Below are 26122 nucleotides of genomic sequence, written 5' to 3'. Positions count from 1 at the left end.
ATTTTAAGATGAGTGATATAAACGATATTGACAAACTGAATGTACCAAAGCACCTTGCTATTATCATGGACGGTAACGGTAGGTGGGCAAAAGAACGTGGTAAACTAAGAGTTTTTGGTCATGAACATGGGGTAAAAACTGTCAGAATTATTGTTGAACAATGTGTTCAGTTAAAGATCGATTACTTAACATTATATACGTTTTCTACAGAAAACTGGAACAGACCAAAGATAGAAGTGCAAACTCTTATGCGCTTATTGGTGTCTTCATTAAAGAAAGAACTTAAAACTTTTAACAAAAATAACATTCGTTTAAATACCATCGGTAACATAGATGCACTGCCTTCTAGGGCTTATAAAGAGTTGGTCGAAGTAATGGATCAAACTAAGCAAAACACAGGCATGACGTTGACTTTGGCTTTGAGTTATGGTGCACGCGAAGAGCTGCAGTCTATGGTGAAAGAGATATGCGCCAAAGTTAAAAATAATATAATTTCAATTGAAAACATTGACCAAGAAATTATTAATAGCCATCTTTACACGCACGATTTACCAGACGTAGACTTGCTTATCCGTACTAGTGGAGAACATCGGATCAGCAATTTTCTATTATGGCAAATAGCGTATGCAGAGTTATATTTTATTGATGTATATTGGCCTGATTTTAGAGAGCACCACTTGGTGGAAGCCATAAAAAATTACCAGAACAGAGAACGAAGATTTGGAAAAACAAGCGAACAACTCACTTAAAGATATGGCCAGGTTCATATCCTTGAACCACTTTTTAACTACCCTTTTATTTTTAACCACCTTTTTTGCCGCCGCACAGGATGCTTCCTATGAGGACGGCAAAAGCTATATTTTAGGAGGATTAGATGTTACTGGGCTACAAAGCTATAATGAACAAACCGTTAAAACGTATACCGGTCTTAGAGTAGGGCAACCTATTACTTTGCCAGGAGAGCAAATTAGCGAGGTTATTAAGAAGTTATGGGGTCTTGAGCTTTTTAGCGAGATTGAGTTTTTTATAACTAACATAGAAGAAAACACCGTTTTCTTAGAACTTAATATTATCGAAAGGCCAACTTTAACTAACGTAAAATTTTACGGTGTTAAAAAAGGTAAAATCGAAGGACTAATTAAGGATACAGATCTTAAGAAAGGAAAGAAGATTACCGAAAGTTTAATTTCTAATTCGAAGAACTATATCGCCAACAAATATAAGAAGCAAGGGTATTTAAATGCCGATGTAACCATTGCAACATCTAAAGACACTACCGATACGAATACTCAAAGTATGGTTGTAAATGTTGACAAAGGTGATAAGGTTAAAATTCGTGACATTATTTTTGAAGGTAACGAGCAGTTAGCCGACAAGAAATTACGTAAGGCTTTGAAGAGCACAAAGCAGAAGAAATTTGGTCGTTTCTGGAAAAAATCTAAATACATTCAAGAAGATTACGAAGAGGATCTTGGGCTATTGGTTGATAAATTTGCCGAAAATGGGTATCGAGATGCGAGGGTAATTTCTGATTCTATTGTTAAGGTCGATGAAAATAACATCGATATTAAAATAAAAGTTGAAGAAGGTGATAAGTATTATTTCGGTAATATCGACTTTGTAGGTAATACAGTATATACCGACCGTCAATTAAATCAAGTTTTAGGTATTAAAAAAGGGGATACTTATAATGGAGTATTATTGCGCGAAAGAATTGCAGATAATTCTAAGCCAGATCCAACTGATGTTACAAGCCTTTATCAAAATAACGGATACTTATTTTCAACGATTAATCCAGTAGAGATTTCAGCTGCTAATGATACTATTGATTTTGAAATTAGAATTATAGAAGGTAAAGAAACGTTCTTGGATCATGTTACCGTTTCTGGTAACGATAAAACAAATGACCACGTTATCTATCGTGAACTTCGTACAAGACCAGGTCAAAAGTATAATAAAGCTGATATTATTAGAACTATTCGTGAATTAGGTCAGCTTGGCTTTTTCGATGCCGAACAAATTACACCAGATGTTTTAAACGCAAACCCCAATGAAGGTACTGTTGACTTAGCATGGAATTTGGTAGAATCTGGATCAAGTCAAATAGAATTACAAGGTGGTTATGGTGGCGGTGGTTTCATTGGTACATTAGGGTTGTCTTTTAGTAACTTCTCGATACAGAACTTATTTAAAGGTGAAAAGTATAAACCAGTACCTATGGGTGACGGTCAAACCTTTGCACTTCGTTTACAGGCAAGTCGTACTTACAGGGTATACAGCTTAAATTTTGCTGAGCCATGGTTAGGGGGTAAAAAGCCAGTACGTTTTAATTTAAGTATGTCTAGAACACAGCAGTTTAATGCTACTTATGGCAATAATGGTAACATTGAGGTCGATAAGAAACAGCAATTTTCTATAACAGGTATTACAGCTGGCTTGGCAAAACGTGTACAATGGCCAGATGATTTCTTTACCATTTCTCATTCATTGAGTTATCAATTATATGATTTTAGAAATTACAACATCGGTCTATTTAACTTTGGTGACGGTAAGGCAAATTCTGTAGCATATACCTTTGGTATTTCTAGAAGTTCTCAAGGGCCTAGTCGTATTTTTCCGATGTCCGGATCGACATTTGAATTGTCTGCTAAATTTACACCGCCTTGGTCGTTATTCAGTAATAAAGATTTTAGAGCATTAAAAAATAGATCAGAAGAACTAGAGCAGGAGAAAAATACTGTTGGTCTTAGTGCAACCGATCAAGCTGAATTATCATCTATCGATCAAGAGCGTTTTAGGTTACTGGAGTATTATAAAGTAAAATTTAAAGGAGATTGGTATACTACCTTAGTAGATAAATTGGTGTTGAAAACAAATGCTGAATTTGGCTTTTTAGGTAGCTATAACAGTGCTGTTGGTAATGTGCCTTTCGAAAGATTTTATGTAGGTGGTGACGGTTTAGGTAACTTTACATTAGATGGTAGAGATGTTGTACAACTTAGAGGGTATGACAATCAGTCTATTACACCATATTCAAATGATTCTAATACACCAGATGGTGCATTAATTTATAATAAATTTTCATTAGAATTACGTTACCCATTAACATTGAAGCCTTCGGCATCTATTTACGGACTGGCATTTTTAGAGGGTGGTAATTCGTTCAACAATTTTCAAGACTTTAATCCGTTTGAATTAAAACGATCGGCCGGTGTGGGGCTGCGAATCTTTATGCCAGCATTTGGTTTGTTGGGTATTGATTTTGGTTACGGATTCGACGAGGATCTAAGACCACAATCTGCTGGGCAAGGTCCAAGCGGATGGCAAACACACTTCATTATTGGTCAACAGTTTTAATTTTCATTGAATTATTAAAATCCTGCTTAGTGCTAATCCTTTAATTTTAAAAGATTTAGTAATTTTGGCACGATATTTTCTATAGGATTAAACGACATTAACAATGAGTACAAAAACAAAAGTTCTATTAGTAGTTTCGGTCATCTTCATGACAATACAAGGTTTTGCCCAAAGAGGGGTAAGAATGGCCTACGTAGATATGGAGTACATTTTACAGAATGTAGATGAGTACAGAGAAGCGACCGAACAGTTAGAAACTAAAGTACAACGTTGGAAGGTCGAAGTAGAGCAGAAGCAAAGTGTGGTGGAGCAAATGAAGAAAGATTTAATGGCAGAGAAAGTGCTATTGACTCCAGAGCTAATTGCTGAGCGCGAAGAGGAGATTCAAATTTTAGAGCGAGAAATGATCGAGTATCAACAAGATCGTTTTGGGCCACAAGGAGATTTAGTGTTGCAGAAGCGAAGGCTGATACAGCCAATACAAGATCAAGTGTTCAATGAAGTACAATCAATTGGCACGAATAAAAAGTATGATTTTATTTTTGATAAATCTGCGGATGTTGTAATGTTGTATTCTGAAAAAAGACATGATATCAGTGATTTGGTATTAAGGGGTATTGCTAGAACAAGAAAAACTAGCAAACCAATAAAAAAGTCAGAAGATCTTAGTAGATTAGATGATTTTGAAGGTGAAGAGGAAGAAGAGGTTAGTGAGGCATTACAAGATCGTTTAGATAAAGCGGCCCAGGCAGCAGAAACTAGAGAGAAAAGTGTGGCCGATACGAAAGCCGAACAACTGAAATTGCGAGAAGAGCGTAAAAAAGCGTACGAAGAAAGAAGAAAGAAATTGTTAGAGGAGCGCGAAGCTAAGAAGCAAGAAAAATTAAAAGAGAGAAATAGCGATACCGAAAAAGATGATAATAACGGTACTATTTAAATAGGTTTAACAACCATAAAAATTAACACTCAATTAGAATTAAAATTACACTCATGAAACAAGTAAAACAAATTGCGGTAGCCTTATTGTTGTTCGTAGCAACGACAAGTTTTGTAAATGCCCAAAGTAAGGTAGCTCATATCGACGTTACTCAATTATTATCTGCAATGCCAGAAATGAAATCTGCAGAAGCTGAGCTTAAGAAATTGCAAGAAACTTATAATGCAGATATCGAAGGTTCAATGACAGAGTTGCGTAACAAGTACACACAGTACCAAAACGAAGCAGCCTCTAAGTCTAAAGAAGAGAATGAAAAGAGAGCTATAGAGTTACAAGGTTACGAAAAGAATATTGGTGAGGCTCAACAAAGAGCTCAACAAGAATTTCAAAAGAAGCAAGGTGAGTTATTCGCTCCTATTTCTGAAAAAGCTAAAGCGGCTATTGAAAAAGTTGCAGCGACACAAGGTTTTGACTACGTTATCGATGCGCAAGCAGGTGGTGGTCTAATCGTAGCAAAAGGTAAAGATCTTTTAGCTGATGTTAAAAAACAATTAGGTTTCTAATTAGAGAACTAATACTATAAGAGAAAAGCCATCTATTAGATGGCTTTTTTTATGCTTTGATTTTTCTCTTAATATTTGTCCAACGAAGGTTTCTTATGAACTTACCTTCTAATTCTGTTACGAGATAAGCAGAGTTATTTTGGGCGGCTTGTATATACCCCATGATATTGTTCCAAAATGAATTTATGGATCTGTTTTTGATTGCCATCTTTAACGAGGCAATACAGGTAATTAAAAATCCGTAGCGCATGGTATACATTGCTTTACCTTGTAACTTCTTTGCTTCGGCATTATAGGCTTTTCCCGTAGGTCTTAAATGTTTTACTTTAAGTGTTGCGTCTGATTGTAATGAGTATCCGTAAAATTGAGCTAAGAGCTCATCTACTGTATCCCATCCCATTGCGTTCTTCAATCCTCCTATCGCTTTAAAACAAGCTTTAGAATAGGCTTTGATGGCACCTCTAACATGGTTTTTATCCATCGGGTGATTTAAAATCCATTCTTTGGCGTTATTCTGTTCGTAAATGAATCCGCCACAAATACCTAGATGTTTATTTTTTTCGAAGTGCCGACTAATAACATCAAAGTAATTCGATGGTAAAATAATATCGGCATCTAATTTTACAATAAAATCATAGTTATCGTCTAACAATTCAAGTCCCTTGTTAAATGCGTTGATGACTTTACTGCCAGGCATATGCTGTGTAGACGAAGTAGTGTTCACCTTTTGAAAAAGGCTACTCATAGTACAGTATTCATCTATGATGTTTTCTGTGCGATCCGTCGAATTATCATTAACTAGAATAACCTTTTTTGCGGATAATGTCTGAAGTAAAATAGAGTCTAAGGTGCTTTTCAAAAAAGCCTCTTCATTGTGTATAGGAATAACTATGTAGTAATTCATATGAATTATAGTCTCTTATTTTCTGGTTGCGTAAACAATATAATACCTTGGAGTGAACAATCGTAGAAAAGGTCTAAATCCTATTTTTTTAACAGGATGTGCCCATTTCTGAGAATCTTGAATTTTCCAACCGGCTTTCTCCAATAACCAATCGAATTGCCAATCTTCAAACTCATGGTAATGTCTATCCCATTTATCGGTTTTACTTCTGTAGGCAGGGGAAAACCACAATTTTAGAGGTATGCTAGCAACTAACTTAGTAGCCTTGGTATTTGAAAGTAAATTCAGCGGAGCTAAAAGATGTTCAAATATCTCGAAAGCAGTAATAACATCTGCATTGGTATTCGTTACCGTGCTATAATCGATATCTAAATCTTCACCTTGGGTATTCGTTACCGAATAACCATCTTCTAGCATGATTTTGGTAAACGGATTTTCTACACCTAAATCTAAAATAGATTCGTCGGTGGTGATATGTTTGCGTAAAAAATGAAGTGTATGCTTATATCGTTTGTTTGGAAAGCTGTTTTCGTACATGTTTAGATTCTGTATACCATTGCATTGACGTTCATTCCGGCGCCAACACTAGCAAAGATAACAACATCTCCCTTTTTAATTTCCTGATTTTCTAATTTCCCGTTTTTTACAAGGTCGTATAACGTGGGTATGGTCGCAACAGAGCTATTGCCTAGCTTTGCAATACTCATTGGCATAACACCTTCTGGCATTTCTTTACCGTAAATTTTGTAGAAGCGTTTTACGATTGCCTCATCCATTTTCTCATTGGCTTGGTGAATAAATATTTTTTTCACTTCGTCAATGCTAATACCGCTATTGTCTAGACATGATGCCATCGCTGCAGGTACATTAGTCACGGCAAATTCATAGATTTTTCTTCCATGCATTTTAATGTAGAATTTCTTTTTGTCATCGTCCTTGTCATAGGTTTCTCCGAAAAACAGAAAATTAGCTTCATCATTTGCGTAAGTAGCAGACTCGTGTGCTATTATTTCGCCACCATCATCAGATTTTTCCACTACCGCAGCACCTGCGCCATCAGAATATATCATAGAATCGCGGTCGAAATCATCTACTATTCTTGATAGGGTTTCAGCACCAATGACCAAGCATCTTTTTGCAATACCACTCTTAATAAAAGCATTAGCTTGTATCATACCTTCTAGCCAACCTGGGCAGCCAAAGATTAAATCGTAAGCAACACATTTCGGATTCTTAATCTGTAATTGGTGTTTTACTCTAGTAGCTAAACTAGGAAGGGTATCGCCTTGAATATACCCATCTTTTAAGTCTCCAAAATTATGGGCAACAATTATATAGTCTAATGTTTCTTTGTCTATGTTAGCATTTTCAATTGCCTTTTCTGCAGCAAAAAAAGCCAAGTTAGATGTGGTGTATTTTTGGGGAGCATATCGTCTTTCTTCTATACCGGTAATAGCTTTGAACTTTTCAATAATGACTTCATTATTGTGTTTTAAAGTAGTACCGTCTAAATTTAGAAAATTATGATTATTGAAATCGTCATTGGAAACTTTTAATTCAGGTATATAGCTTCCTGTTCCCGTAATTGATATGCTCATTTTAAATAATTGAATTGTAACCGAAATTTAAGCAAATTGTTAAAATATAATATGCATGCATAGTAAAATTTACGATGCTCAATGAAGATTGTTAAAAGTGAGCTTAATTAAAAAAGCCTCTTCGATTTCTCGAAAAGGCTTACTAGTATAGGTTTAGAGCGTTTATTCAGCTTCCATATATGCCTCAATTGGTGCACATGTGCAAATTAAATTACGGTCTCCATAAGCATCGTCAACTCTACGTACCGATGGCCAAAATTTGTTTTCAGCAATGTAAGGAAGTGGAAAGGTTGCTTTCTGTCTAGAGTATGGAAATTGCCAATTATCTGTCGTAGCCATTTCTAAAGTATGCGGTGCATTCTTAAGTACATTATTCGGCTCATCGGCATTAGATTCATCTATCTCTGCACGAATAGATACCATAGCTTCACAGAATCTATCTAATTCTGCTAAGTTTTCACTTTCAGTAGGTTCTATCATTACCGTTCCTGCAACAGGAAAAGATACTGTTGGTGCGTGAAAACCATAGTCCATCAGTCGTTTGGCAATATCGGTCACCTCAATACCATTTTGTTTAAATGGTCTACAGTCTAAAATCATTTCATGGGCTGCTCTACCTTTTTCACCTGTATATAAAACATCGAACTTACCTTCAAGTTTATGCTTAATATAATTAGCGTTCAGTATGGCAATTTTTGTAGAATGTGTTAAGCCATATTCACCCAACATTTTAATATATCCGTAAGAGATAAGGCATACCAACGAGCTCCCCCATGGTGCTCCTGAAATAGCGGTTATAGCATCTTTGCCTCCGGTTTTTATTACTGGATTGCTAGGTAGAAATGGTACTAGTTGTGGTGCAACGCATATGGGTCCAACACCTGGACCGCCACCTCCATGTGGTATAGCGAATGTTTTATGTAAATTTAGGTGACAAACGTCTGCACCAATAGTAGCAGGGTTCGTTAAGCCAACTTGTGCGTTCATGTTTGCACCATCCATATAAACCTGACCACCGTGATCATGAATTAATTTTGTAATCTGCTTTATCGATGATTCGAATACGCCATGTGTAGATGGGTATGTGATCATCAATGCAGCTAAGTTCTTTGAATGTAATATTGCTTTCTCTTCAAGATCTGCAACATCGATATTTCCTTTTTCATCTGTCTTGGTTACTACAACTTTCATACCTGCCATTACAGCTGATGCTGGGTTGGTACCGTGTGCAGATGAAGGAATTAAGCATATGTTTCTATGAGATTCACCTCTAGATTCATGGTATGCTCTAATAACCATTAACCCTGCATATTCACCTTGCGCTCCAGAATTTGGTTGTAACGAGGTATCTGCAAAACCTGTAATGATTGAAAGGTCTTTTGCCAATTCGCGTAAAATAATTTGATAGCCTTCTGCTTGTTCAACTGGTACAAATGGATGAATATTTCCCCAGTTCGATGAGCTTAATGGCAACATTTCACTTGCGGCATTTAATTTCATAGTACAGCTACCTAAAGAAATCATGCTGTGGTTTAAAGCTAAATCTTTACGCTCCAACTTTTTAATATAACGCATTAACTCTGTCTCTGAATGGTAAGAGTTAAATACCTTATTTTCCATGAAAGCACTAGTACGCTTATTATTTTCAGGTATTGAAGTTGAGTTCAATAAACTGCTAACCTCAGATGCAGTTTTGCCAAGTGCTTCGGCGAAAATTGAAATAATCTGATTTAAGTCTTCTAATGAAGTAGCTTCGTTGATAGCTATTGAAATAGTTTCATTATCTACATAGTAGAAATTAACTTCATTCGCTTCTGCAATTGGGCGTACTTTACCTGAATCTGCTTTTACCGTTATAGTATCGAAATAGGCAGTATTTAGTTGGTATAACCCTAAATTTTCAAGAGCATCTGCCAAAGTAACGGCCGTGGCATGAATTTTAGTTGCGATATAGGTAAGACCTTTTGGACCGTGGTATACGCCATACATACCTGCCATTACAGCCAATAAAACTTGAGCTGTACAAATGTTAGAGGTTGCCTTGTCTCTTTTAATATGTTGTTCTCTGGTCTGCAATGCCATACGTAATGCAGGTTTGCCATCGGTGTCTTTTGTAAGGCCGATTATTCTACCAGGTATACTTCTTTTATATTCATCTTTAGTGGCAAAGAAAGCCGCATGCGGACCACCATAACCCAACGGAATACCAAAACGTTGGGTAGTACCAACAACTACATCTACACCGAAATCGCCCGGTGGGGTCAATAAAACCAAACTCATGATATCAGCGGCTACCGCAACTTTAATATCATTTTCTTTTGCTTTAGCGACAAAATTAGAGTAGTCGTATACTTGTCCATATTTGCCCGGGTATTGTAATAAAATACCGTAAAAATCAGTACTAAAGTCAAACTCTTCATGATTGCCAATTACCAACTCTATACCTAATGGAATAGAACGGGTTTTTAAAAGGGATAATGTTTGTGGTAATATTTCTTCTGACACAAAGAATTTTACAACATCGTTCTTTTTTTGATCTCGGCTTCTTACATCAAAAAGCATCGTCATTGCCTCGGCTGCTGCTGTACTTTCATCAAGTAGCGAAGCATTGGCCAATTCCATACCTGTTAAATCAGCAACTATGGTTTGGAAATTTAATAGTGCTTCTAGTCTGCCTTGTGCTATTTCTGCTTGATACGGAGTATAGGCGGTATACCACCCCGGATTTTCAAGAATATTTCTTTTAATTACCGAAGGGGTCAAACTTTCATGATAACCTAAACCAATATAGGTTCTAAAAACTTTATTCTTTTTAGATAAAGCCTCGGTGTGTGCAAGAAATTTATGCTCACTCATAGGCGCATCTAATTTCAAAGGCTGCTTTAGGCGAATATGATCCGGTATGGTCTCACTAATTAGTTGTTCCAAATTTTCAACACCGACAGTGTTGAACATGGTATTTAAATCTTCTTCCCTAATGCCGATATGGCGCAGAGCAAACACGTCAGTCTTCATAGATACTAATTGTTATATAATGTGTAAAATTACCACTTTTATGTGTTTAAATTAGCGTTGTAACTTTCTCAACTGTTTAAAGTTTTTAACCAAAACAAAAGGTTATAAACACTTTAGCTACTTTTGTTTAATGAGTCTAATCAATAAGATATTTGATTTTTACCTCGATGCCAGTATTCACGTTGCCTTGGGTATCTTTAGTTTGGTACATGTAACTGCACTTACCTTAAACATAAGTGTGCCTCTTGAGCTTTATTTTTTTATTTTTTTCGGCTCAATAAGCTGTTATAATTTTGTAAAATTCGGAGTTGAGGCCGAGAAATATATTCTTGTAGCCAATTCCTATCAAAAAAATATACAATTTTTTAGTTTTGGATGTCTTCTTGTTGCAGGTTATCAGTTGTTTTTTCTGTCTGAAAGAGTATTTGTCGGATTATTGATTTTAGCAGCTATAACCGGATTGTATGCGTTACCTGTTTTGCCGAAGAATAAGAATTTTAGAAGCTTTAGCGGATTGAAAATATTAATTGTTGCCGCAGTTTGGGCAGGTACAACGGTAATTTTACCGGCAATATCTCAATTAGATACTATCTCTTGGAATGTGAAGGTAGAAACTTTTCAACGTTTTCTTTTTGTACTGATACTATTGGTGCCTTTCGAAATACGAGATCTGAAATATGATAATGCCGCATTGAAAACATTACCACAACGAGTAGGGGTAAAAGGAGCGAAAATGATTGGGTACGGGTGGACAATTCTATTCTACTTAATCACCTTTCTGAAAACAGATTTGGATTGTACTCATATTTTAGTGAAAACAATTCTGTTCTTAGTTTTATTACTACTGATTTATAAGACGGAATTAAACCAAAAGAAATATTTTTCATCTTTTTGGGTAGAGGCAATTCCTTTGCTTTGGTGGTTGCTTTTTATAGTAAGTAAAAAGTATATTATTTTGCTTTAGAAAAAGTTTCTTTCATTTTTTTCTTTTCCTCATCAGACAAAACAGCAAGTCTTGCTTGATTGCAAAGTGATGTTAACTTCGTATTGTCTTTGCTGTGCTTTGCACAGGTTTTACAGATAAGTAAGTGAAACTTTAATTTCATTTTTTCCCAACCCGAAGCTTCTTTGTATTGCGCTTTGTCGCATATATTCGCCGCTTTTTCACATGAAATCATCATAACTAAAACCAATTTTGATTTAAACAACCCATTAAGCCTGTTCTTGCTCGATGTATCATTACCCAGAGGTTAGACGCATTAATACCTAATGCATTACAAATATCTTCAGTTTCCATGCCTTCGATAGTTTTCATGGTAAAAACCTGTGCTTGCTTTTTAGGTAATTTTGATATGCAATTTTGAATAGCAAGACCTAATTCTTCATTTTCAAGCGCGTCATTTTCAAAATTACTATTCGGATCGGCAATACGTTCTTCAATCCAATCACCTTCAGCGTCGGTTTGCGAACTGTAACTCATGCGAACCTCTGTCTTGCCTTTTTTTGAATTTATTTTTCGGTAGTGATCAATAACTTTGCGTTTTAATATCGCTATTAACCAAGTGCGTTCTGCCGCATCGCCTTTGAAATTTTTTGCAGATTTTAATCCCGCTATAAAAGTATCTTGAACAAGATCTTTTGCGATTTCTACATCACTTACTCTTGTTACGGCGTAATTGAAGAGGTAGTCTGCATAGAGATCCACCCATTTATCAGGATTTAGGCTGTTTGTTTCCATTTTATAATCTGGTCTTCAAAAGTAATTTAATTTTGTGTATTATGATTACTTTTGAATGTAAACACTTATGTCATGAAGAATATACTTTTTTTTGTTTTGATACTTAGCTCACATTTTGCTTTGGCGCAAATAGAATCGCAACCAATTGTTGAATTTGAAGGCTTCGATGAAACAAAAGAAATATTACTTGATGTAAGAACACCAGAAGAATTTGCTGCAGGCTGTATTAATGGCGCTTTAAATATGAATTGGCTGTCAAACGAGTTCAACCAACAAGTCGCAACACTAGATAAAGCCAAAAAGATTTATGTCTATTGTAAAAAAGGAGGTAGAAGCCTAAAGTCTCAAGCAAGATTGCTCGAACTCGGATTTAAAAATGTAGTGGATTTAGAAGGTGGGTATGATGCATATTCGACTAAAAAATAATTTAGAATAGCATTTTGTTCCCACTATTAATTATTATTCATTACCAATTCAGCTAGAATTTTTGTCAATTGAGGTTCTCGTATAGGTTTAATAATATAATCTGAAACCTCTTTTATATTTTTCGTCTTTTCAAAATCTACTAGATCCACTGAAGATGATAAGATGTAAATGGTTATTTTCTTAACAACTTCGGGTATTATTTTAGTGTATTCATCCATAAATCTATACCCGTCCATTACCGGCATATTTACATCAAGAAAAATTACATCTGGTAATTTGTCAAGATTGTCTAAATTTTCATTAAAAAAAGTCATTGCTTCGGCACCATCTGTAAATGGCATTATATTACCGACAGATTTATGTGCCTCTAATGTATGAAGTATCGTGTATTGAAACACTTCATCATCATCTATTATGCAAACATTAATACTTTTGTCCATCTATTTATTAATTTAAGGTGATGAAAAATGTGGTACCTACATTAACTTCACTTTTCGCCGAAATTGAGCCGTTCATTGCAACTATTTGTGCTTTGGTTAAAAATAAACCAACCCCTTTTGCATCGGGGTGTTTATGAAATATTTTATTAAGTCCGAATAATTTATCTCCGTAATTTTCCATATCGATACCTAATCCGTTATCCTTAAACTCTAAAGTAGTTTTTCCATTTACCACATCAGAAATTATTAAAATTTCGGGTGCTCTATCGGGTGCTTTATATTTTATAGAATTACTAATTAGATTTAGAAATATACTTTCCAAATATATGGGGTTATACATTACGTTTTTCATTTTAGAAAAATCAAATTTTATAATGGCACCTGTATTCATTATTTCGGCAGCTAGAATCTCTTTTGTTTTGTTTAAAGTTTGTTCGAAATAGAGGTTTTCTTTAATCTCGCCAGCGTTGTGTTTAATAGTTATGGTTTCGATCAAAGTATTTAGTGTCTCTGTTAAATGATTTATTACAATTTCAAATTTTGTAAAAATTTCTACTTTTTTACTTTCGCTCTCTGAATTTTTAAATAAACCTAGCAAAGCATTTAAATTACTAACAGGAGACCTTAAATTATGAGATGTAATATGATTAAATTCTGCTAATTGTTTATTTTTAGAGGTCAAAATGATTGTTGATTCTTCTAAATTTTTATTTGAGTTTATGATTTTTTGCTGAGCTTCGACCTGTTCAGTAATATCTTGACTTGATCCAATAAGCTCAACAACATCACCGGTTTTATTTAGTATTACGGCGCCAATAATTTCGATAGTTCTTATGTCACCGTTGTCTCTAATTATTCTGTGTTGAAATTTATCAAAGTTTTTCGTGTCAAGAATTTTTTCACTTTCAGAAATGACCTTGTCTCTGTCATCGGGGTGTACCCTATCTAAATAAGTTTTAAAATCGGAGGGAGTATCCTCGTCGAAATCTAAAATTTTCAATAAGTTTGAGGACATTTCCATTTTGTCGTTCACAATATCCCATTTCCAATGACCAAGACTGGATAGTTGCTCGGCAAAATTTAAAAGTTGGTTTTTTTCTATTAAATCTTGTTCTCTTCTAATGCGATCTGTAACGTCTTGTGCGGTACCTATCATTTCTAATATATTTCCTTGTCGGTCTATTATGACTTCTGATAAAAGCTCTATAGAACGAATGTTTCCATTTGTTAAAACAATTCGGAATGACAGTATAGATTTGTTGGTTTTAGCTTTGACTATGGCTTCTATTTCTTTTTTTATTCTATGAGAATCATCTGGATGTACTCTTGATAAAAATAAATCCATATCTATAGGGAAGCCTTGTTCTATGTCATAAATCTTGTACAGATTGTCTGACCAATTAGATACGCCTGTGTTGGGGTTCCATTGCCAAGACCCCATTAGTGCCATTTCTTCGGTAAAAGATAGTAATTGATTTTTTTCTTTAATTAGTTGTTCTGCTTTTACCCGGCTGGTAATGTCTTGACTTGTGCCTTTAAATACAATAATATTACCTTCTTGATCGGTAATAGCTTCACCTATAACCTCTACTGTTTTGATGATTCCGTCATCGAATGGTATACGGAATTGTATTTTGTCAAACTTCTTATCAATAAAAATTTGATTTTTTAATTCTTGTACGGCATCAATATCTTCTGGGTGAATACGAGAAAGTATGGCTTCTATATGTAATGAACAGCCCATTTCAAAACCATAAATTCTGTAATGGTTATCTGACCATTTAATTTCTTCAGTTTGTGGGTTCCACTGCCAAGAACCAATATTCGCTATTTTTTCGGCAAAATTAAATTGATCATTCTTTTGTAATAATTCTAATTCTTTTCTTTTTACCTCAGTTATATCTTGGCAAGTGCCAGACATTTTTAAAACTTCACCTTGGTTATTTCGAACTATTTGGCCTACAGTTTTAATAGTTTTTACACTACCATCGTTTAATTGAATTTTATAGGTTGATTCAGGGAATTTACCAGTTAACATGGCGTTTTCTAGACTAGAAACTACTCTTTCTCTATCGTCATTATGTACATAGCTAATGTAAGTTTCAAAGGTTAAGTCGGCATTTTTGTCATGACCATATATAGCGTGTAAATTATCTGACCAATACACTTTGTTTGTAGGTGTGTCCCATTGCCAGTACCCAATCATGGCCATTTTTTCTGCAAAGTTTAGCTGTTGATTTTTTTTGATAAGGTCAAACTCTCTCGATTCATTTTCTGTAATATCGAGGCATGTTCCCAGTAATTCTTGCGAACCATCATTTGCGTTTATCGTTACCTTACCGATAATTTGAATAATTCTTACAGAGTTATCGCGATGAATAATTCTATGGGTAAAATCATAGAATTTGTGGTCAATAATAGATTGGTCTATTTTTTCTTTTACAAATGCTTTGTCATCTGAGTGAATTTTATTGAAATAAGTACTAAAAGATAATTTGTCGGTTTTTGGTTGGTCGAACATTTGAAAAAGGTTTTCTGACCAAAAAATATCATTCGTTTCGGGTTTATATCTCCAGTACCTGATAGTTGTAAGATGCTCGGTAAAATTAAGCAGTTGGTTTTTTTCTATTAATTCTTGTTCGATTTTTATTCTGTAAGATATATCGCGTGCCGTACCTATTAGTTCTCTCTCATTACTAATTTTATTTGACACCTGATCTGCAGTTATCTCTAGTGTTCTAATATTGCCTTTTCTTGTAATAAGTCGGTGTGTGAAGGTTTGCTTTATGCCATTTTTTTGTACACATTTCAAAGCCTCATCAACATGTAATTTGTCTTCTGGGTGTATTCTAGCGTAAAGAATTTCGAAACTTATGGGTTCACCATATTCAAAATCTGTTATCTTGTAAAGATTGTCTGACCATTTAAACGCACCTGTTTTTGTATTTAATTGCCATGTACCTGCTTCGCTACTGTTTTCAGTTAATTCTAATTGTTGATTTTTTTGAATAAGCTGTTGATCTCTCTTTTTGCTTTCTGTAATATCTTGGCAGGTGCCCATTATTGTTATGACCTCGCCATACGTATCGGTTATAACCTCGCCAATAGATTTCATGTTTTTAATCGTGCCATCTTTTAAAACAATGCGATAATTTGAATCAGGAAAATGCTTTCTTTTTAAGGCTAGGTCAAATTTTGTAGCTATTTTTTCTTTATCCTCTTCATGAACATATTCTAAAAATATATCGAATGATAAAGGACTTTCTTTATTGCGTTTTAGAATATGGTAAAAATTATCTGACCAGGTCAGCCTGTCTAAATTTATATCCCATTTCCAAGAGCCAGAATTTGCTAATTTCTCAGCATACTCCAATTGTTTTTTTAAAAAATGACTCTCAGTGTTTTTTACTTTAGTATGCGTAATGTCGGTAATAAAACCATGTAAGCTTGTGCATTTATCACCATTTTTAATAGCATATGTTGCTAAGCGTAGAAAACGAGAAGTTCCTTTTCTGGTCAACACTTCATATTCTAGTTCAAATGAAACTCCGTTTAATAAAGCCTGAGTGTGCGCCTTAATAAGGTTTTCTTTTACAATACCTTCTTTGAGATTTCCGTAGATATTATCTGCATTGGGTATGAATGTTTTTGGTACTTGATGAATTTCTTTCAAGGCATCGTTCCAAGTCACTTTGTTAGAATCTACTTCAAATTTGAATATGCCTATATCAGTATTGCTATTGATGGCTCCATCAACTTGGTCTATTTGAAGAAGAGTGTTCTCTTTACTCATTTCATTCAAGAGTTTACTAATTAACATGTGAAAACAAAACGGGGGAGGTTTTGATTGTAAAGCTGTATTGTGGCTAATTAGCTACAATATAATTAATAAATAATTGATTTGTAGAAGGTTCGTAGCTTTCTTGAAAAGTAATTCTCTTTTCATATTGGCAACTATTGTAACTAATCGCAGCATTTAACAGGCTAGTAAACATAATACCGTTTAGGTTTGGGTTCAAATTTTTTTAATTACTTGTAGTTGATATTTATTAGCCACATATAATACAGCGGAATTTTATTTGTGATAAGGATTTGAATATTTAAAAAGAAAACAGGAATATGTAGCGAATATTTTAAGTAAAAGAAGAAAAATATGCAGATAAAATAGAGGTTAAAATTATAAGTGGTATAAGGTTATTTAAGAATCAAATATTGCATTTAAATTAAAGTGTCTTCTTGTGTTAGCAATATCAATAATTAAATCCGGTAGTTTCTTATTTATTGAACAAATTTAACCTGATATAGAATCTGAATTATATTCATAAGTCAATATCAGGCTATTTTTTCATTTTAAAGTAAAGATGCTATATACTTTTAAGTTCAAGCTAATTCAACAACCCTGCTCTTTCTAGCAATGCCTCAACCTTTGGTTCTGCTCCTCTAAATCTTTTGTAAAGTGTCATTGGGTTTTCGGTACCGCCTTGTGACAATACATTGTCTTTAAATTTAGTGGCAACTTCTTTATTGAAAATTCCTTCTTCTTTAAAGTAAGCAAATGCATCCGCATCTAAAACTTCTGCCCATTTGTAACTGTAATAGCCAGATGAATATCCTCCTTGAAAAATATGAGAGAATGCTGTACTCATACACGTATCCGGTGTTTCTGGGTAAAGGCTTGTATCTTTAAAAGCTTCATCTTCATGTGCTTTTACATTGGTAATGCCTGTAGGGTCAACACCATGCCAAGACATGTCTAATAATCCGAAGCTTAATTGACGTAAGGTCTGCATCCCTTCTTGAAAAGTGGCAGATTCTTTTATTTTTTCAACCAGCTGCATAGGTATGGTTTCCCCGGTTGCATAATGTTTTGCAAACAATTCTAATGCTTCTTTTTCATAACACCAGTTTTCTAAAACTTGACTCGGTAATTCTACAAAATCCCAAAATACAGATGTTCCAGATAGGCTAGGGTAGGTGGTGTTTGCTAGCATGCCATGTAAACCATGACCAAATTCATGAAACAAAGTAGTAACCTCGTTAAAAGTCAGTAATGATGGCTTGCTTTTTGTTGACGGAGTAAAGTTGCACACGTTCGATATATGCGGACGCACATTTTCGCCATTTCGCTTCCATTGCGATTTGTATGAGGTCATCCATGCGCCACCTCGTTTACCTGCTCTTGGGTGAAAATCGGCATAAAAAAGTGATACGAAATTTTTATCGGCATCGTAAACCTTATACGTTTTAACCTCGTCATGGTATTTTTCAATGTCATGTACTTCTTCGAACTGTAAATCAAATAAGTTTTCTGCTACTTTAAAAACACCGTTAATGACATTTTCAAGCTTAAAATACGGCTTCAGCTTTTCGTCATCTAAATTGAATAATTCTTGCTTTAGTTTTTCAGAATAATAACTGCTGTCCCATTTTTCTAAACGGTCGATATTATCTAGTTTTTTTGCAAAATCTTCTAATTGCTTAAACTCACGCTCTGCAGCAGGTTTGGCTTTCGAAAGCAATTCGTTTAAAAATGAATGTACTTTTTCTGGAGTCTCTGCCATGCGCTCTTCAAGAACAAAATTAGCGTGTGTTTTGTAGCCTAATAAATTGGCTCTTTCAAAACGTAATTTTGCAATTTCAAGAACATTTTTTTGATTGTCTAATTCGTCATTATGAAATGCTCTACTACCGAACGCCATTGAAAGTTCTTTTCTTAACTCTCTGTTTTTGGCATATTTCATAAACGGAATATAGCTTGGGTAATCTAACGTGATCATCCAACCATCTTCTTTTCCTTTTGAAATTGCCAACTGTGCTGCAGCTTCCTTTTCACCTTCTGGTAATCCGTCTAAATCAACTTCATCCGTTAGGTGCAATTGATATTTATTGGTTTCAGCAAGTACATTCTCGCCGAACGTCAATTTCAACTTGGCAAGCTTGGCATCTATAGCTCTTAAGCGATTTTTCTTCTCTTCGGATAAATTAGCACCGTTTCTACTAAAGCTCTTGTATTTTTTATCTAGTAATGTTTTTTGTTCCACCGTAAGGTCTAAAGAATCCTTTTGGTCATAGATAGTTTTTACTCTTTTGAATAATGCTTCGTTTAATGTAATATCATTTCCGAATTCTGATAATAACGGAGAAACCTCTTGCGCTATTTTCTGAATCTCCTCATTTGTTTCGGCGGAATTCAGGTTGAAAAATACACTTGATATTCTGTCCAATTGCTGACCAGAAAATTCTAATGCTTCTAATGTATTTTCAAATGTCGGAGCATCTGTATTTTCTGTAATGGCATCTATTTCTGCTCTTGCATCTTCTATAGATTGTAAAAATGCAGGCTTAAAATGCTCATTTTTTATTTGTGAAAACGGAGCGGTATCGAAAGGGGATAATAATGGATTCATATTTCAAGTTCAAGTTCAAGGGGTCAAATTCAAGACCAATCAAATAGATTAAAATTCGTTGTATTAACTGTTTATTGTTTACCGTTTACTGCTTTTGCGCCATCGATAACTTTTTGCTTCAGACCTTCTTTATATAGAATAATTTTATCTAAAACACATTTGTCTGAACTACCAATAATCTGTGCAGCTAAAATTCCCGCGTTTTTTGCGCCATTTAGCGCAACAGTAGCAACCGGTACACCACCGGGCATTTGAAGAATAGAAAGAATAGAATCCCAGCCATCGATAGAATTGCTGCTTTTTACAGGAACTCCGATTACAGGTAACGGAGACATAGAAGCAACCATACCAGGCAAATGTGCGGCACCACCAGCACCTGCGATAATAACAGAATAGCCGTTAGTGTGTGCATTTTTACTAAAATCGAATAATTTTTCTGGTGTTCTATGGGCAGATACAATATCTACATCGACCTCTATATCAAATCCTCTTAAAATATCTATGGCATCTTGCATTACGGGCATGTCACTTGTACTACCCATTACTACGGCTACTTTACTCATGTTTTTTATTTTGAAATCACTTGAATTGTTTCCTTTACTTTTTCAGCAATTGCTCTTGCTTTTGCTAAATCATTGTTAACTATGGTAACATGACCCATTTTACGAAACGGTCTTGTTTGTGCTTTTCCGTAAATATGCGGAGTAACACCTTCCATCGCTAAAATTTCTTCTATATTTTTGTAAACAACATCACCTGTATGACCCTCGGCGCCTACTAAGTTGACCATAACACCTGCAACTTTACTATCGGTGTTACCTAACGGTAAGCCTAGAATACTACGTATATGTTGTTCGAATTGGTTCGTGTAGCTAGCTTCTATACTATAATGCCCACTGTTATGTGGTCTTGGTGCTACTTCGTTTACCAATATTTTATCATCTACTGTCTGAAACATTTCGACAGCCAACAAACCTGTGAGTCCGATTTTCTCAGCAACTTTCAATGCCAATGAGCGTGCTTTTTCAGCTACTTTTTCATCAATACGAGCAGGGCAAATAACATACTCTACTTGATTTGCTTCTGGGTGAAATTCCATCTCTACCACTGGGTATGTTTTAATTTCACCTTCAGCATTTCTAGAAACAATAACCGCTAGTTCATTTTTAAACGGAATCATAGTTTCGGTAATACATTCTCCTGCAGGTAATCCTTTCAAATCGGCTAAACTACGAACAACTTTAACTCCTTGTCCGTCATACCCAAATCGAGCTACTTTCCACACAAATGGAAATTGTAATCCTCCGTTTTCAATACTATCTTCAATTTCACTCAAGTAGGCAAAGCGCTGAAAATCTGCAGTAGGTATTTCGTTATCTACATAAAACAATTTCTGTTTTGCCTTATTTTGAATAATGCGTAATGCTTTTGGTTGCGGGTATACTTTTACACCTTCATCCTCTAATTTTTCTAAAGCATCAAGATTTACATTTTCTATCTCTATGGTTAGTACATCTACGTCTTTACCAAAATTGTATACCGTATCAAAATCTAATAGACTGCCTTGTACAAATTCATTACACGACATTCTACTTGGTGCTTCAGAAGAAGCATCTAATACTTTAGTGTAAATATCCCATTTTCGGGTTTCGTACAACATCATTTTACCGAGTTGACCACCACCTAAAATGCCTAATTTAAAACCTGAAGAAAAATAATCCATATAATTGTTGCTTTTGGCAGTTGAGAAAACGCCTTAAGTACAACAAAAATACGGTTAAATCTTAGAAACCAATTCCTTTCTAATCAAAAACACAAGGCAATACCTTATCTTTGCAAACCTTGATAATTTATGAAAATTGATACAAATTCACGACAAGTTTTTTAAACCTTATCTAAGCGAATCTGAAATTTTACAGGCCGTAAAAACGGTTGCCGATAAAATTGCCGAAGATTACAAAGATGAGACACCCATTTTTGTTGGTGTGTTGAACGGGTCATTCATGTTCATTTCAGATTTAATGAAAGCCTATGAGCACCCTTGCGAAGTTTCTTTTGTAAGACTTAGCTCTTACCAAGGCTTAACATCTACGGGCATTGTAGAGACATTGTTAGATGTGCCAGAAAATATTGAAGGGCGTAGTGTTATTATTTTAGAAGATATTATTGATACAGGGCGTACCTTGCAGAAATTGGTGCATTTATTTTCTAAAACCAAGGTGAAAGAATTTAAAATAGCCAGTCTTTTTTATAAGCCAGATGTATATAAAGGCGAATACGCAATTGACTATTTTGGCTTGGCAATACCCGATAATTTTATTGTTGGTTATGGTCTAGATTATAAAGAACAAGGAAGAAATTTAAAAGAAGTATACCAACTAAACCAGAAACATATGATTAATCTTGTACTCTTTGGTAAGCCAGGAGCCGGCAAGGGCACGCAAGCAGAATTCCTAAAAGAAAAATATAATTTGAAGCATATTTCTACCGGAGATGTTTTTAGATTCAATATCAAAAACGGAACGGATTTAGGAACTTTAGCCAAGTCATATATTGATAAAGGAGATTTGGTTCCAGATGAGGTGACCATTAAAATGTTACAAGAAGAGGTGGAGAAGAACCCTGATGCAGACGGATTTATTTTTGACGGTTTCCCAAGAACTGCAGCACAAGCCGAAGCTCTTGATAATTTTTTGGAGTCTAAAGACATGAAAATCAATGCTACCATTGCATTAGAAGCCAACGATGAAGTGTTATTGGAGCGCCTATTAGAACGTGGTAAAGTTAGTGGTCGTAGTGATGATCAAGATGTTGCCAAAATTAGAAACCGTTTTGAAGAGTATAATGTAAAAACTACCCCTGTTAAGGAGTTTTACGAATCTCAAGATAAATTCTATAGTGTGGACGGAATCGGGACTTTAGCTGAAATTACCGAGCGTTTAACAAAGGTGATAGAAGATTTAGAGTAAAGAATTTCTAAAACGGATTATAGAACATACCTATGCCAGACGAAGTAATAAGACCTAAGGATGGTTTAAAGAGTTGCATGCTTACGGTAGGTTTTGCTATTTTGACATTTATAATAATTGCCATAATATATCTAATTTATGTTTTTTACATAGATGACTCTTTAGATTTTGGCTTATAGAACAACGACCAGCAATATTCATTTATTTCGTAAATAATTTGCTAGCTGTACACCCCAAATAATGGGTGTATCGAATAATTAAAAGTATACCATGACAGAAGGCAATTTTGTAGATTATGTAAAGGTGGGTTTGACTTCTGGTAAAGGAGGCAAGGGATCTGTGCATTTGCACCGAGAAAAATTTATTACCAAAGGTGGACCTGATGGTGGTGATGGAGGTCGTGGCGGACATATAATTGTGCGAGGTAACGAGAATCTTTGGACTTTGATCAACTTTAAATATACCAAACATTTTAAAGCCGGTCATGGTGAGCACGGTAGTAAAAGTCGTAGTACAGGGGCAGATGGGGAAGATGTTTATTTAGATGTGCCGTTAGGCACCGTTGTTAAAGATTTTGAAACCAAAGATGTGCTTTTTGAAATTACAGAACATGGCGAAGAGAAAATTCTGCTGAAAGGCGGTATGGGTGGTCGTGGTAACTGGCATTTTAGAACAGCAACAAACCAAACACCAAGATATGCACAACCTGGTATGGACGGTCTTGAAGGTGAGTTTCTTTTAGAACTTAAAGTATTGGCAGACGTTGGTCTTGTTGGTTTCCCTAATGCGGGTAAATCTACTTTATTATCTGTAATTACTTCTGCAAAACCTAAAATTGCAGATTACGAGTTTACTACCTTGAAACCTAACTTAGGTATCGTAGAATACCGCGATTTCAAGAGTTTCGTAATGGCAGATATACCTGGTATTATAGAAGGTGCTGCTGAAGGTAAAGGTTTAGGTCACTACTTTTTAAGACATATTGAGCGTAACGCCAATTTGTTGTTCTTGATTCCTGCAGATAGCAAAGACATTAGCAAGGAGTATGAGATTCTACTCGATGAGTTAAGAAGGTATAATCCAGAATTGTTAGATAAAGAACGCCTTATCTGTATCTCAAAAAGCGATATGCTAGATGATGAATTAATGGATGAAATGAGAGAAGAACTCAATAAAGATTTAAATGGTACTCCATTTATGTTTATTTCATCTGTGGCACAAATGGGTATCGTAGAATTGAAAGATAAGCTTTGGGCGATGCTTAACGCTTAATCGAATACCTTCATAAAATAGTATCTTACTCTTTTATTTTCTTTAATTTTAAGGAAAGCCAATATCATGAGAATCCTTTTTTTTAGTGTTCTACTACTAATTTTAACTTCTTGCGGATCAGCGAGGGTTAATTATGATTACGATAATCAGACCGATTTTACGGCATATGCTACCTATAACTATTTTGGTGATATGGAAACTGGTCTAAGTGAATTGGACGAGAAAAGATTAATGGATGCTTTAGATGCTACCTTGGGCGAAAAAGGATACCAGTTTGCTGAAGAACCAGATATTTTTATCAATATAAAAAGTAGCGTTTTTAAATCGCAACCAGCAAATAATGTTGGTGTCGGACTCGGTGGTGGTAATGGTGGTATCGGAGGTGGAGTATCTATCGGTATTCCTGTAGGCGGACCAAAAATGACCAGAGAACTACAAATTGATTTTGTTGATTCTAACAAAGATATGTTGATTTGGCAAGCCGTTAGCGAGAGTCCGTTTCGTGAGGGTGATACACCTCAAGAAAAATCAGAAAAACTACAGGTGGTTGTCGATAAGATATTTAGCAAGTATCCTCCAGAATAACCCTATTTTACCTTAATGACATAAGTAGCTATCAGTTGATCTTCGACTGAAATATGCACGTCGTACAGCCCTTTCTTTTCAAAGTGTTGTACTAAATTTATTTCACCTTCTTTCCTTATAATATTCGGATTCCCATTTTTTTGGTTCCCACCTGTATTAAGAAAAAGCTGCGCATTTCCAATAAAATCTTTAGGAACCTGCAGTTTAAAAGTAACCGACCTGCCTTTTTGAATATTGCGATACATTTCTGTTGGTGCAACAGGAATTATCGGTGTTAAAAAAGCTTCTTTATAAATTACTGGTCCCGCAATAAAAGTATTTAGATTGTCCTTATTTATAGGTTGAACTTCTTCTTTATGTATTGGAAAATGATTTTTTGCGAATAACTCAGGATCAGCAAGAAAATATCCATCGAAATAATCTGGTTGAAATAATGGCGTACCATTAATGACCATTGTTTGCCCGGCAGACCAAGTCGCATCACATAGATACCATTTGTCATTTATTTCAATACTGTTCCAAGAATGGTTGGGTGGGCTATCTTCTTTTAACAATAGGTTAGGTGTACGGCCGTAGCCATCAATAATATTACATGTAAACCCTGCAAGATTTGCCATTTCTTTTACTAAATATGCATAACCGGTACAGGCAGTTTTTCGATCCTCTAACAAACTTTTAAATACTTTTGGTGTAATACTTGTGTTCCAATCTAAGTAGGCTTGCCTGTCTTTGGCAAGCCTTTTTCTCTTGTTGCTTATTTTTATATAAGAAGAATAATCATTGGCAATGTTGGAGCTTATCCACGTATATATTGCCCTAAATTTTTCTACATCGGTTTCTAATGCTACTGTTAAATTATGGGTAAGAACGGGTAAATTTTTTAAGCTGGCATCTTTATAATAATGAGCTACGCTATCTGCCTTTTTAAAATCTATATGATTAAAATCTGTGCGTTGGGCAAAACTCATTAACGAAAATGAGAGGAAAAAAGATAATATGGAAATTCTCATTATTTAAAAATATCTCCAATCTTTTGAAAAATATTCCTTTTGCTTTTGTAAGTTCCGCCAATCACTATATCGCCCATCATTACCATATCGTATTCATCAAATGTAATATTGATATCTATGATAGAATTCCCATTTGCTGCGACTTTGTAGATTTTAGTTTTGTAACCTATAAAGCTAAGTACTAGAATGTCATTTTCTACTAGTTGTTGAGGAAATTCAAATTTACCGTCAAAATCTGTCTGTGTTCCTACTGTGGTTCCTTTCAATACCACATTTACACCAGGTAATGGTTCATTTGCTTCATCGACAATGGTACCGGTTACAGTGTGCTTTTCTTGAAAAATTTCAACATATGATATATCGCCCATAATGTCTGTAGATACTACTTCAATTGGGGGTTCTATACTTGCAGATTCTTGACCTTTAACTTCGGTAGCGCATAATGCAAGTAGAGAAAAACTCATCATTGCTATTCCTTTATGTAACATAGAATTGGTCATATGTTGTAATGTATTGGTTTCATAGGTTTTTAGTTGCGATGGTTTGAACATACCACAGTTCTTTTTATTGGTAGAGGTGATGTAACTGATCATCTCACTGTCTGATAACTTGGTAAAATCAACAACCTCTTTTTCACAGCTTTGGCAAAAACCACCTTTTTCGGTTTTACTAAAATTAGTGAATTTTTCTTTGCATGGTTTTTTTACGTCAATTGTTAATGTGCTTTTCATAATACGGTTGTTTTATTAGTACACCTCTAAAGTATGGTGAACCTCATTCTTATAAAATGTAGAATGAGTGTAGTGGCACTTTCAATGAGTCAACATGATTTTGAAGCTATTTTTAATTTTTTATGCGCTTATTTAAAGGGTTAAAAGGATGGTTATCAAATGTTAATGTT

Annotated in this window: 22 protein-coding genes; 9 read left to right on the top strand and 13 right to left on the bottom strand. The window is 34.9% G+C overall.

Annotated features, from left to right (window positions below; all coding sequences use genetic code 11):
* Positions 1–8: 8 nt before the first annotated feature.
* The 4 genes from ACEN2N_RS02210 (at position 9) to ACEN2N_RS02195 (ending at position 4857) form a co-directional block, all read left to right on the top strand.
* Complete coding sequence (locus ACEN2N_RS02210) at positions 9–749, top strand: isoprenyl transferase (protein ID WP_441822783.1); 741 nt, start codon at positions 9–11, stop codon at positions 747–749.
* A gap of 4 nt (positions 750–753) precedes the next feature.
* The gene (locus tag ACEN2N_RS02205) at positions 754–3357 is read left to right on the top strand and encodes a BamA/OMP85 family outer membrane protein (protein ID WP_441823124.1); all 2604 of its coding nucleotides are present in this window, start codon (positions 754–756) and stop codon (positions 3355–3357) included.
* Positions 3358–3460: 103 nt separating this feature from the next.
* Positions 3461–4294, top strand: coding sequence for an OmpH family outer membrane protein (locus ACEN2N_RS02200; RefSeq protein WP_441822782.1), 834 nt, complete (start codon positions 3461–3463; stop codon positions 4292–4294).
* 53 nt (positions 4295–4347) lie between these two features.
* Positions 4348–4857, top strand: a complete 510-nt coding sequence (locus tag ACEN2N_RS02195) for an OmpH family outer membrane protein (RefSeq protein WP_441822781.1) — start codon at positions 4348–4350, stop codon at positions 4855–4857.
* 49 nt (positions 4858–4906) lie between these two features.
* Here ACEN2N_RS02195 and ACEN2N_RS02190 read toward each other — a convergent pair whose 3' ends face one another.
* The 4 genes from ACEN2N_RS02190 to gcvP form a co-directional block, all read right to left on the bottom strand.
* Positions 4907–5761 carry a glycosyltransferase gene (locus ACEN2N_RS02190; protein ID WP_441822780.1) on the bottom strand — a complete coding sequence of 285 codons (855 nt, stop codon included), beginning with the start codon at positions 5759–5761 and terminating at the stop codon, positions 4907–4909.
* A gap of 15 nt (positions 5762–5776) precedes the next feature.
* On the bottom strand, positions 5777–6298 hold the full coding sequence (locus ACEN2N_RS02185) for a methyltransferase (protein ID WP_441822779.1): 522 nt from the start codon (positions 6296–6298) through the stop codon (positions 5777–5779).
* A 2-nt stretch (positions 6299–6300) separates the two neighbouring features.
* A complete protein-coding gene (locus tag ACEN2N_RS02180) occupies positions 6301–7359 on the bottom strand; it encodes a 3-oxoacyl-ACP synthase III family protein (protein WP_441822778.1) in 1059 nt (352 codons plus the stop codon).
* Between the two features lie 162 nt (positions 7360–7521).
* Positions 7522–10374, bottom strand: a complete 2853-nt coding sequence (gene gcvP, locus ACEN2N_RS02175; protein WP_441822777.1) for an aminomethyl-transferring glycine dehydrogenase — start codon at positions 10372–10374, stop codon at positions 7522–7524.
* A 130-nt stretch (positions 10375–10504) separates the two neighbouring features.
* Here gcvP and ACEN2N_RS02170 point away from each other — a divergent pair, with 130 nt between their 5' ends.
* Positions 10505–11338, top strand: a complete 834-nt coding sequence (locus tag ACEN2N_RS02170) for a hypothetical protein (RefSeq protein ID WP_441822776.1) — start codon at positions 10505–10507, stop codon at positions 11336–11338.
* On the opposite strand, the gene ACEN2N_RS02165 is transcribed toward ACEN2N_RS02170, so the two are convergent.
* Together ACEN2N_RS02165 and ACEN2N_RS02160 are read right to left on the bottom strand one after the other, a co-directional pair.
* The gene (locus ACEN2N_RS02165) at positions 11325–11555 is read right to left on the bottom strand and encodes a hypothetical protein (RefSeq protein ID WP_423997867.1); all 231 of its coding nucleotides are present in this window, start codon (positions 11553–11555) and stop codon (positions 11325–11327) included. The two genes, ACEN2N_RS02170 and ACEN2N_RS02165, sit on opposite strands and share 14 nt — an antisense overlap.
* A gap of 2 nt (positions 11556–11557) precedes the next feature.
* Positions 11558–12112, bottom strand: a complete 555-nt coding sequence (locus ACEN2N_RS02160; RefSeq protein ID WP_441822775.1) for a sigma-70 family RNA polymerase sigma factor — start codon at positions 12110–12112, stop codon at positions 11558–11560.
* Positions 12113–12184: 72 nt separating this feature from the next.
* Here ACEN2N_RS02160 and ACEN2N_RS02155 point away from each other — a divergent pair, with 72 nt between their 5' ends.
* Complete coding sequence (locus tag ACEN2N_RS02155; protein WP_441822774.1) at positions 12185–12538, top strand: rhodanese-like domain-containing protein; 354 nt, start codon at positions 12185–12187, stop codon at positions 12536–12538.
* A gap of 26 nt (positions 12539–12564) precedes the next feature.
* On the opposite strand, the gene ACEN2N_RS02150 is transcribed toward ACEN2N_RS02155, so the two are convergent.
* From ACEN2N_RS02150 to ACEN2N_RS02130, 5 genes are all read right to left on the bottom strand, one after another.
* Entirely contained in the window at positions 12565–12978 is a 414-nt protein-coding gene (locus ACEN2N_RS02150; protein ID WP_423997873.1) for a response regulator, read from the bottom strand.
* Between the two features lie 7 nt (positions 12979–12985).
* Entirely contained in the window at positions 12986–16771 is a 3786-nt protein-coding gene (locus ACEN2N_RS02145; protein ID WP_441822773.1) for a PAS domain-containing protein, read from the bottom strand.
* Between the two features lie 592 nt (positions 16772–17363).
* Positions 17364–19385: a M3 family metallopeptidase gene (locus ACEN2N_RS02140; protein WP_441822772.1), complete on the bottom strand. Its 2022-nt coding sequence runs from the start codon at positions 19383–19385 to the stop codon at positions 17364–17366.
* Between the two features lie 71 nt (positions 19386–19456).
* Positions 19457–19948: a 5-(carboxyamino)imidazole ribonucleotide mutase gene (gene purE / locus ACEN2N_RS02135; RefSeq protein WP_423997881.1), complete on the bottom strand. Its 492-nt coding sequence runs from the start codon at positions 19946–19948 to the stop codon at positions 19457–19459.
* A gap of 5 nt (positions 19949–19953) precedes the next feature.
* Positions 19954–21108, bottom strand: coding sequence for a 5-(carboxyamino)imidazole ribonucleotide synthase (locus ACEN2N_RS02130; RefSeq protein ID WP_441822771.1), 1155 nt, complete (start codon positions 21106–21108; stop codon positions 19954–19956).
* A 136-nt stretch (positions 21109–21244) separates the two neighbouring features.
* Here ACEN2N_RS02130 and ACEN2N_RS02125 point away from each other — a divergent pair, with 136 nt between their 5' ends.
* The 3 genes from ACEN2N_RS02125 (at position 21245) to ACEN2N_RS02115 (ending at position 24211) form a co-directional block, all read left to right on the top strand.
* Positions 21245–22354 (top strand): adenylate kinase, encoded by a 1110-nt coding sequence (locus ACEN2N_RS02125; protein WP_423997885.1) that lies wholly within the window; start codon positions 21245–21247, stop codon positions 22352–22354.
* A 270-nt stretch (positions 22355–22624) separates the two neighbouring features.
* Entirely contained in the window at positions 22625–23626 is a 1002-nt protein-coding gene (gene obgE / locus ACEN2N_RS02120; protein ID WP_133686411.1) for a GTPase ObgE, read from the top strand.
* 66 nt (positions 23627–23692) lie between these two features.
* A complete protein-coding gene (locus ACEN2N_RS02115; RefSeq protein ID WP_441822770.1) occupies positions 23693–24211 on the top strand; it encodes a DUF4136 domain-containing protein in 519 nt (172 codons plus the stop codon).
* A gap of 2 nt (positions 24212–24213) precedes the next feature.
* Here ACEN2N_RS02115 and ACEN2N_RS02110 read toward each other — a convergent pair whose 3' ends face one another.
* Positions 24214–25221, bottom strand: coding sequence for a transglutaminase domain-containing protein (locus ACEN2N_RS02110; RefSeq protein ID WP_441822769.1), 1008 nt, complete (start codon positions 25219–25221; stop codon positions 24214–24216).
* Positions 25221–25952, bottom strand: coding sequence for a carboxypeptidase-like regulatory domain-containing protein (locus ACEN2N_RS02105; RefSeq protein ID WP_441822768.1), 732 nt, complete (start codon positions 25950–25952; stop codon positions 25221–25223). The genes ACEN2N_RS02110 and ACEN2N_RS02105 overlap by 1 nt, the downstream gene beginning before the upstream one ends.
* Between the last annotated feature and the right edge of the window lie 170 nt (positions 25953–26122).

This window comes from Maribacter spongiicola, assembly GCF_052119685.1.
GTDB lineage: Bacteria > Bacteroidota > Bacteroidia > Flavobacteriales > Flavobacteriaceae > Maribacter > Maribacter spongiicola_A.
The sequence above is the reverse complement of the archived record's forward strand: the minus strand, read 5'-3'. Positions and strand labels throughout refer to the sequence as shown.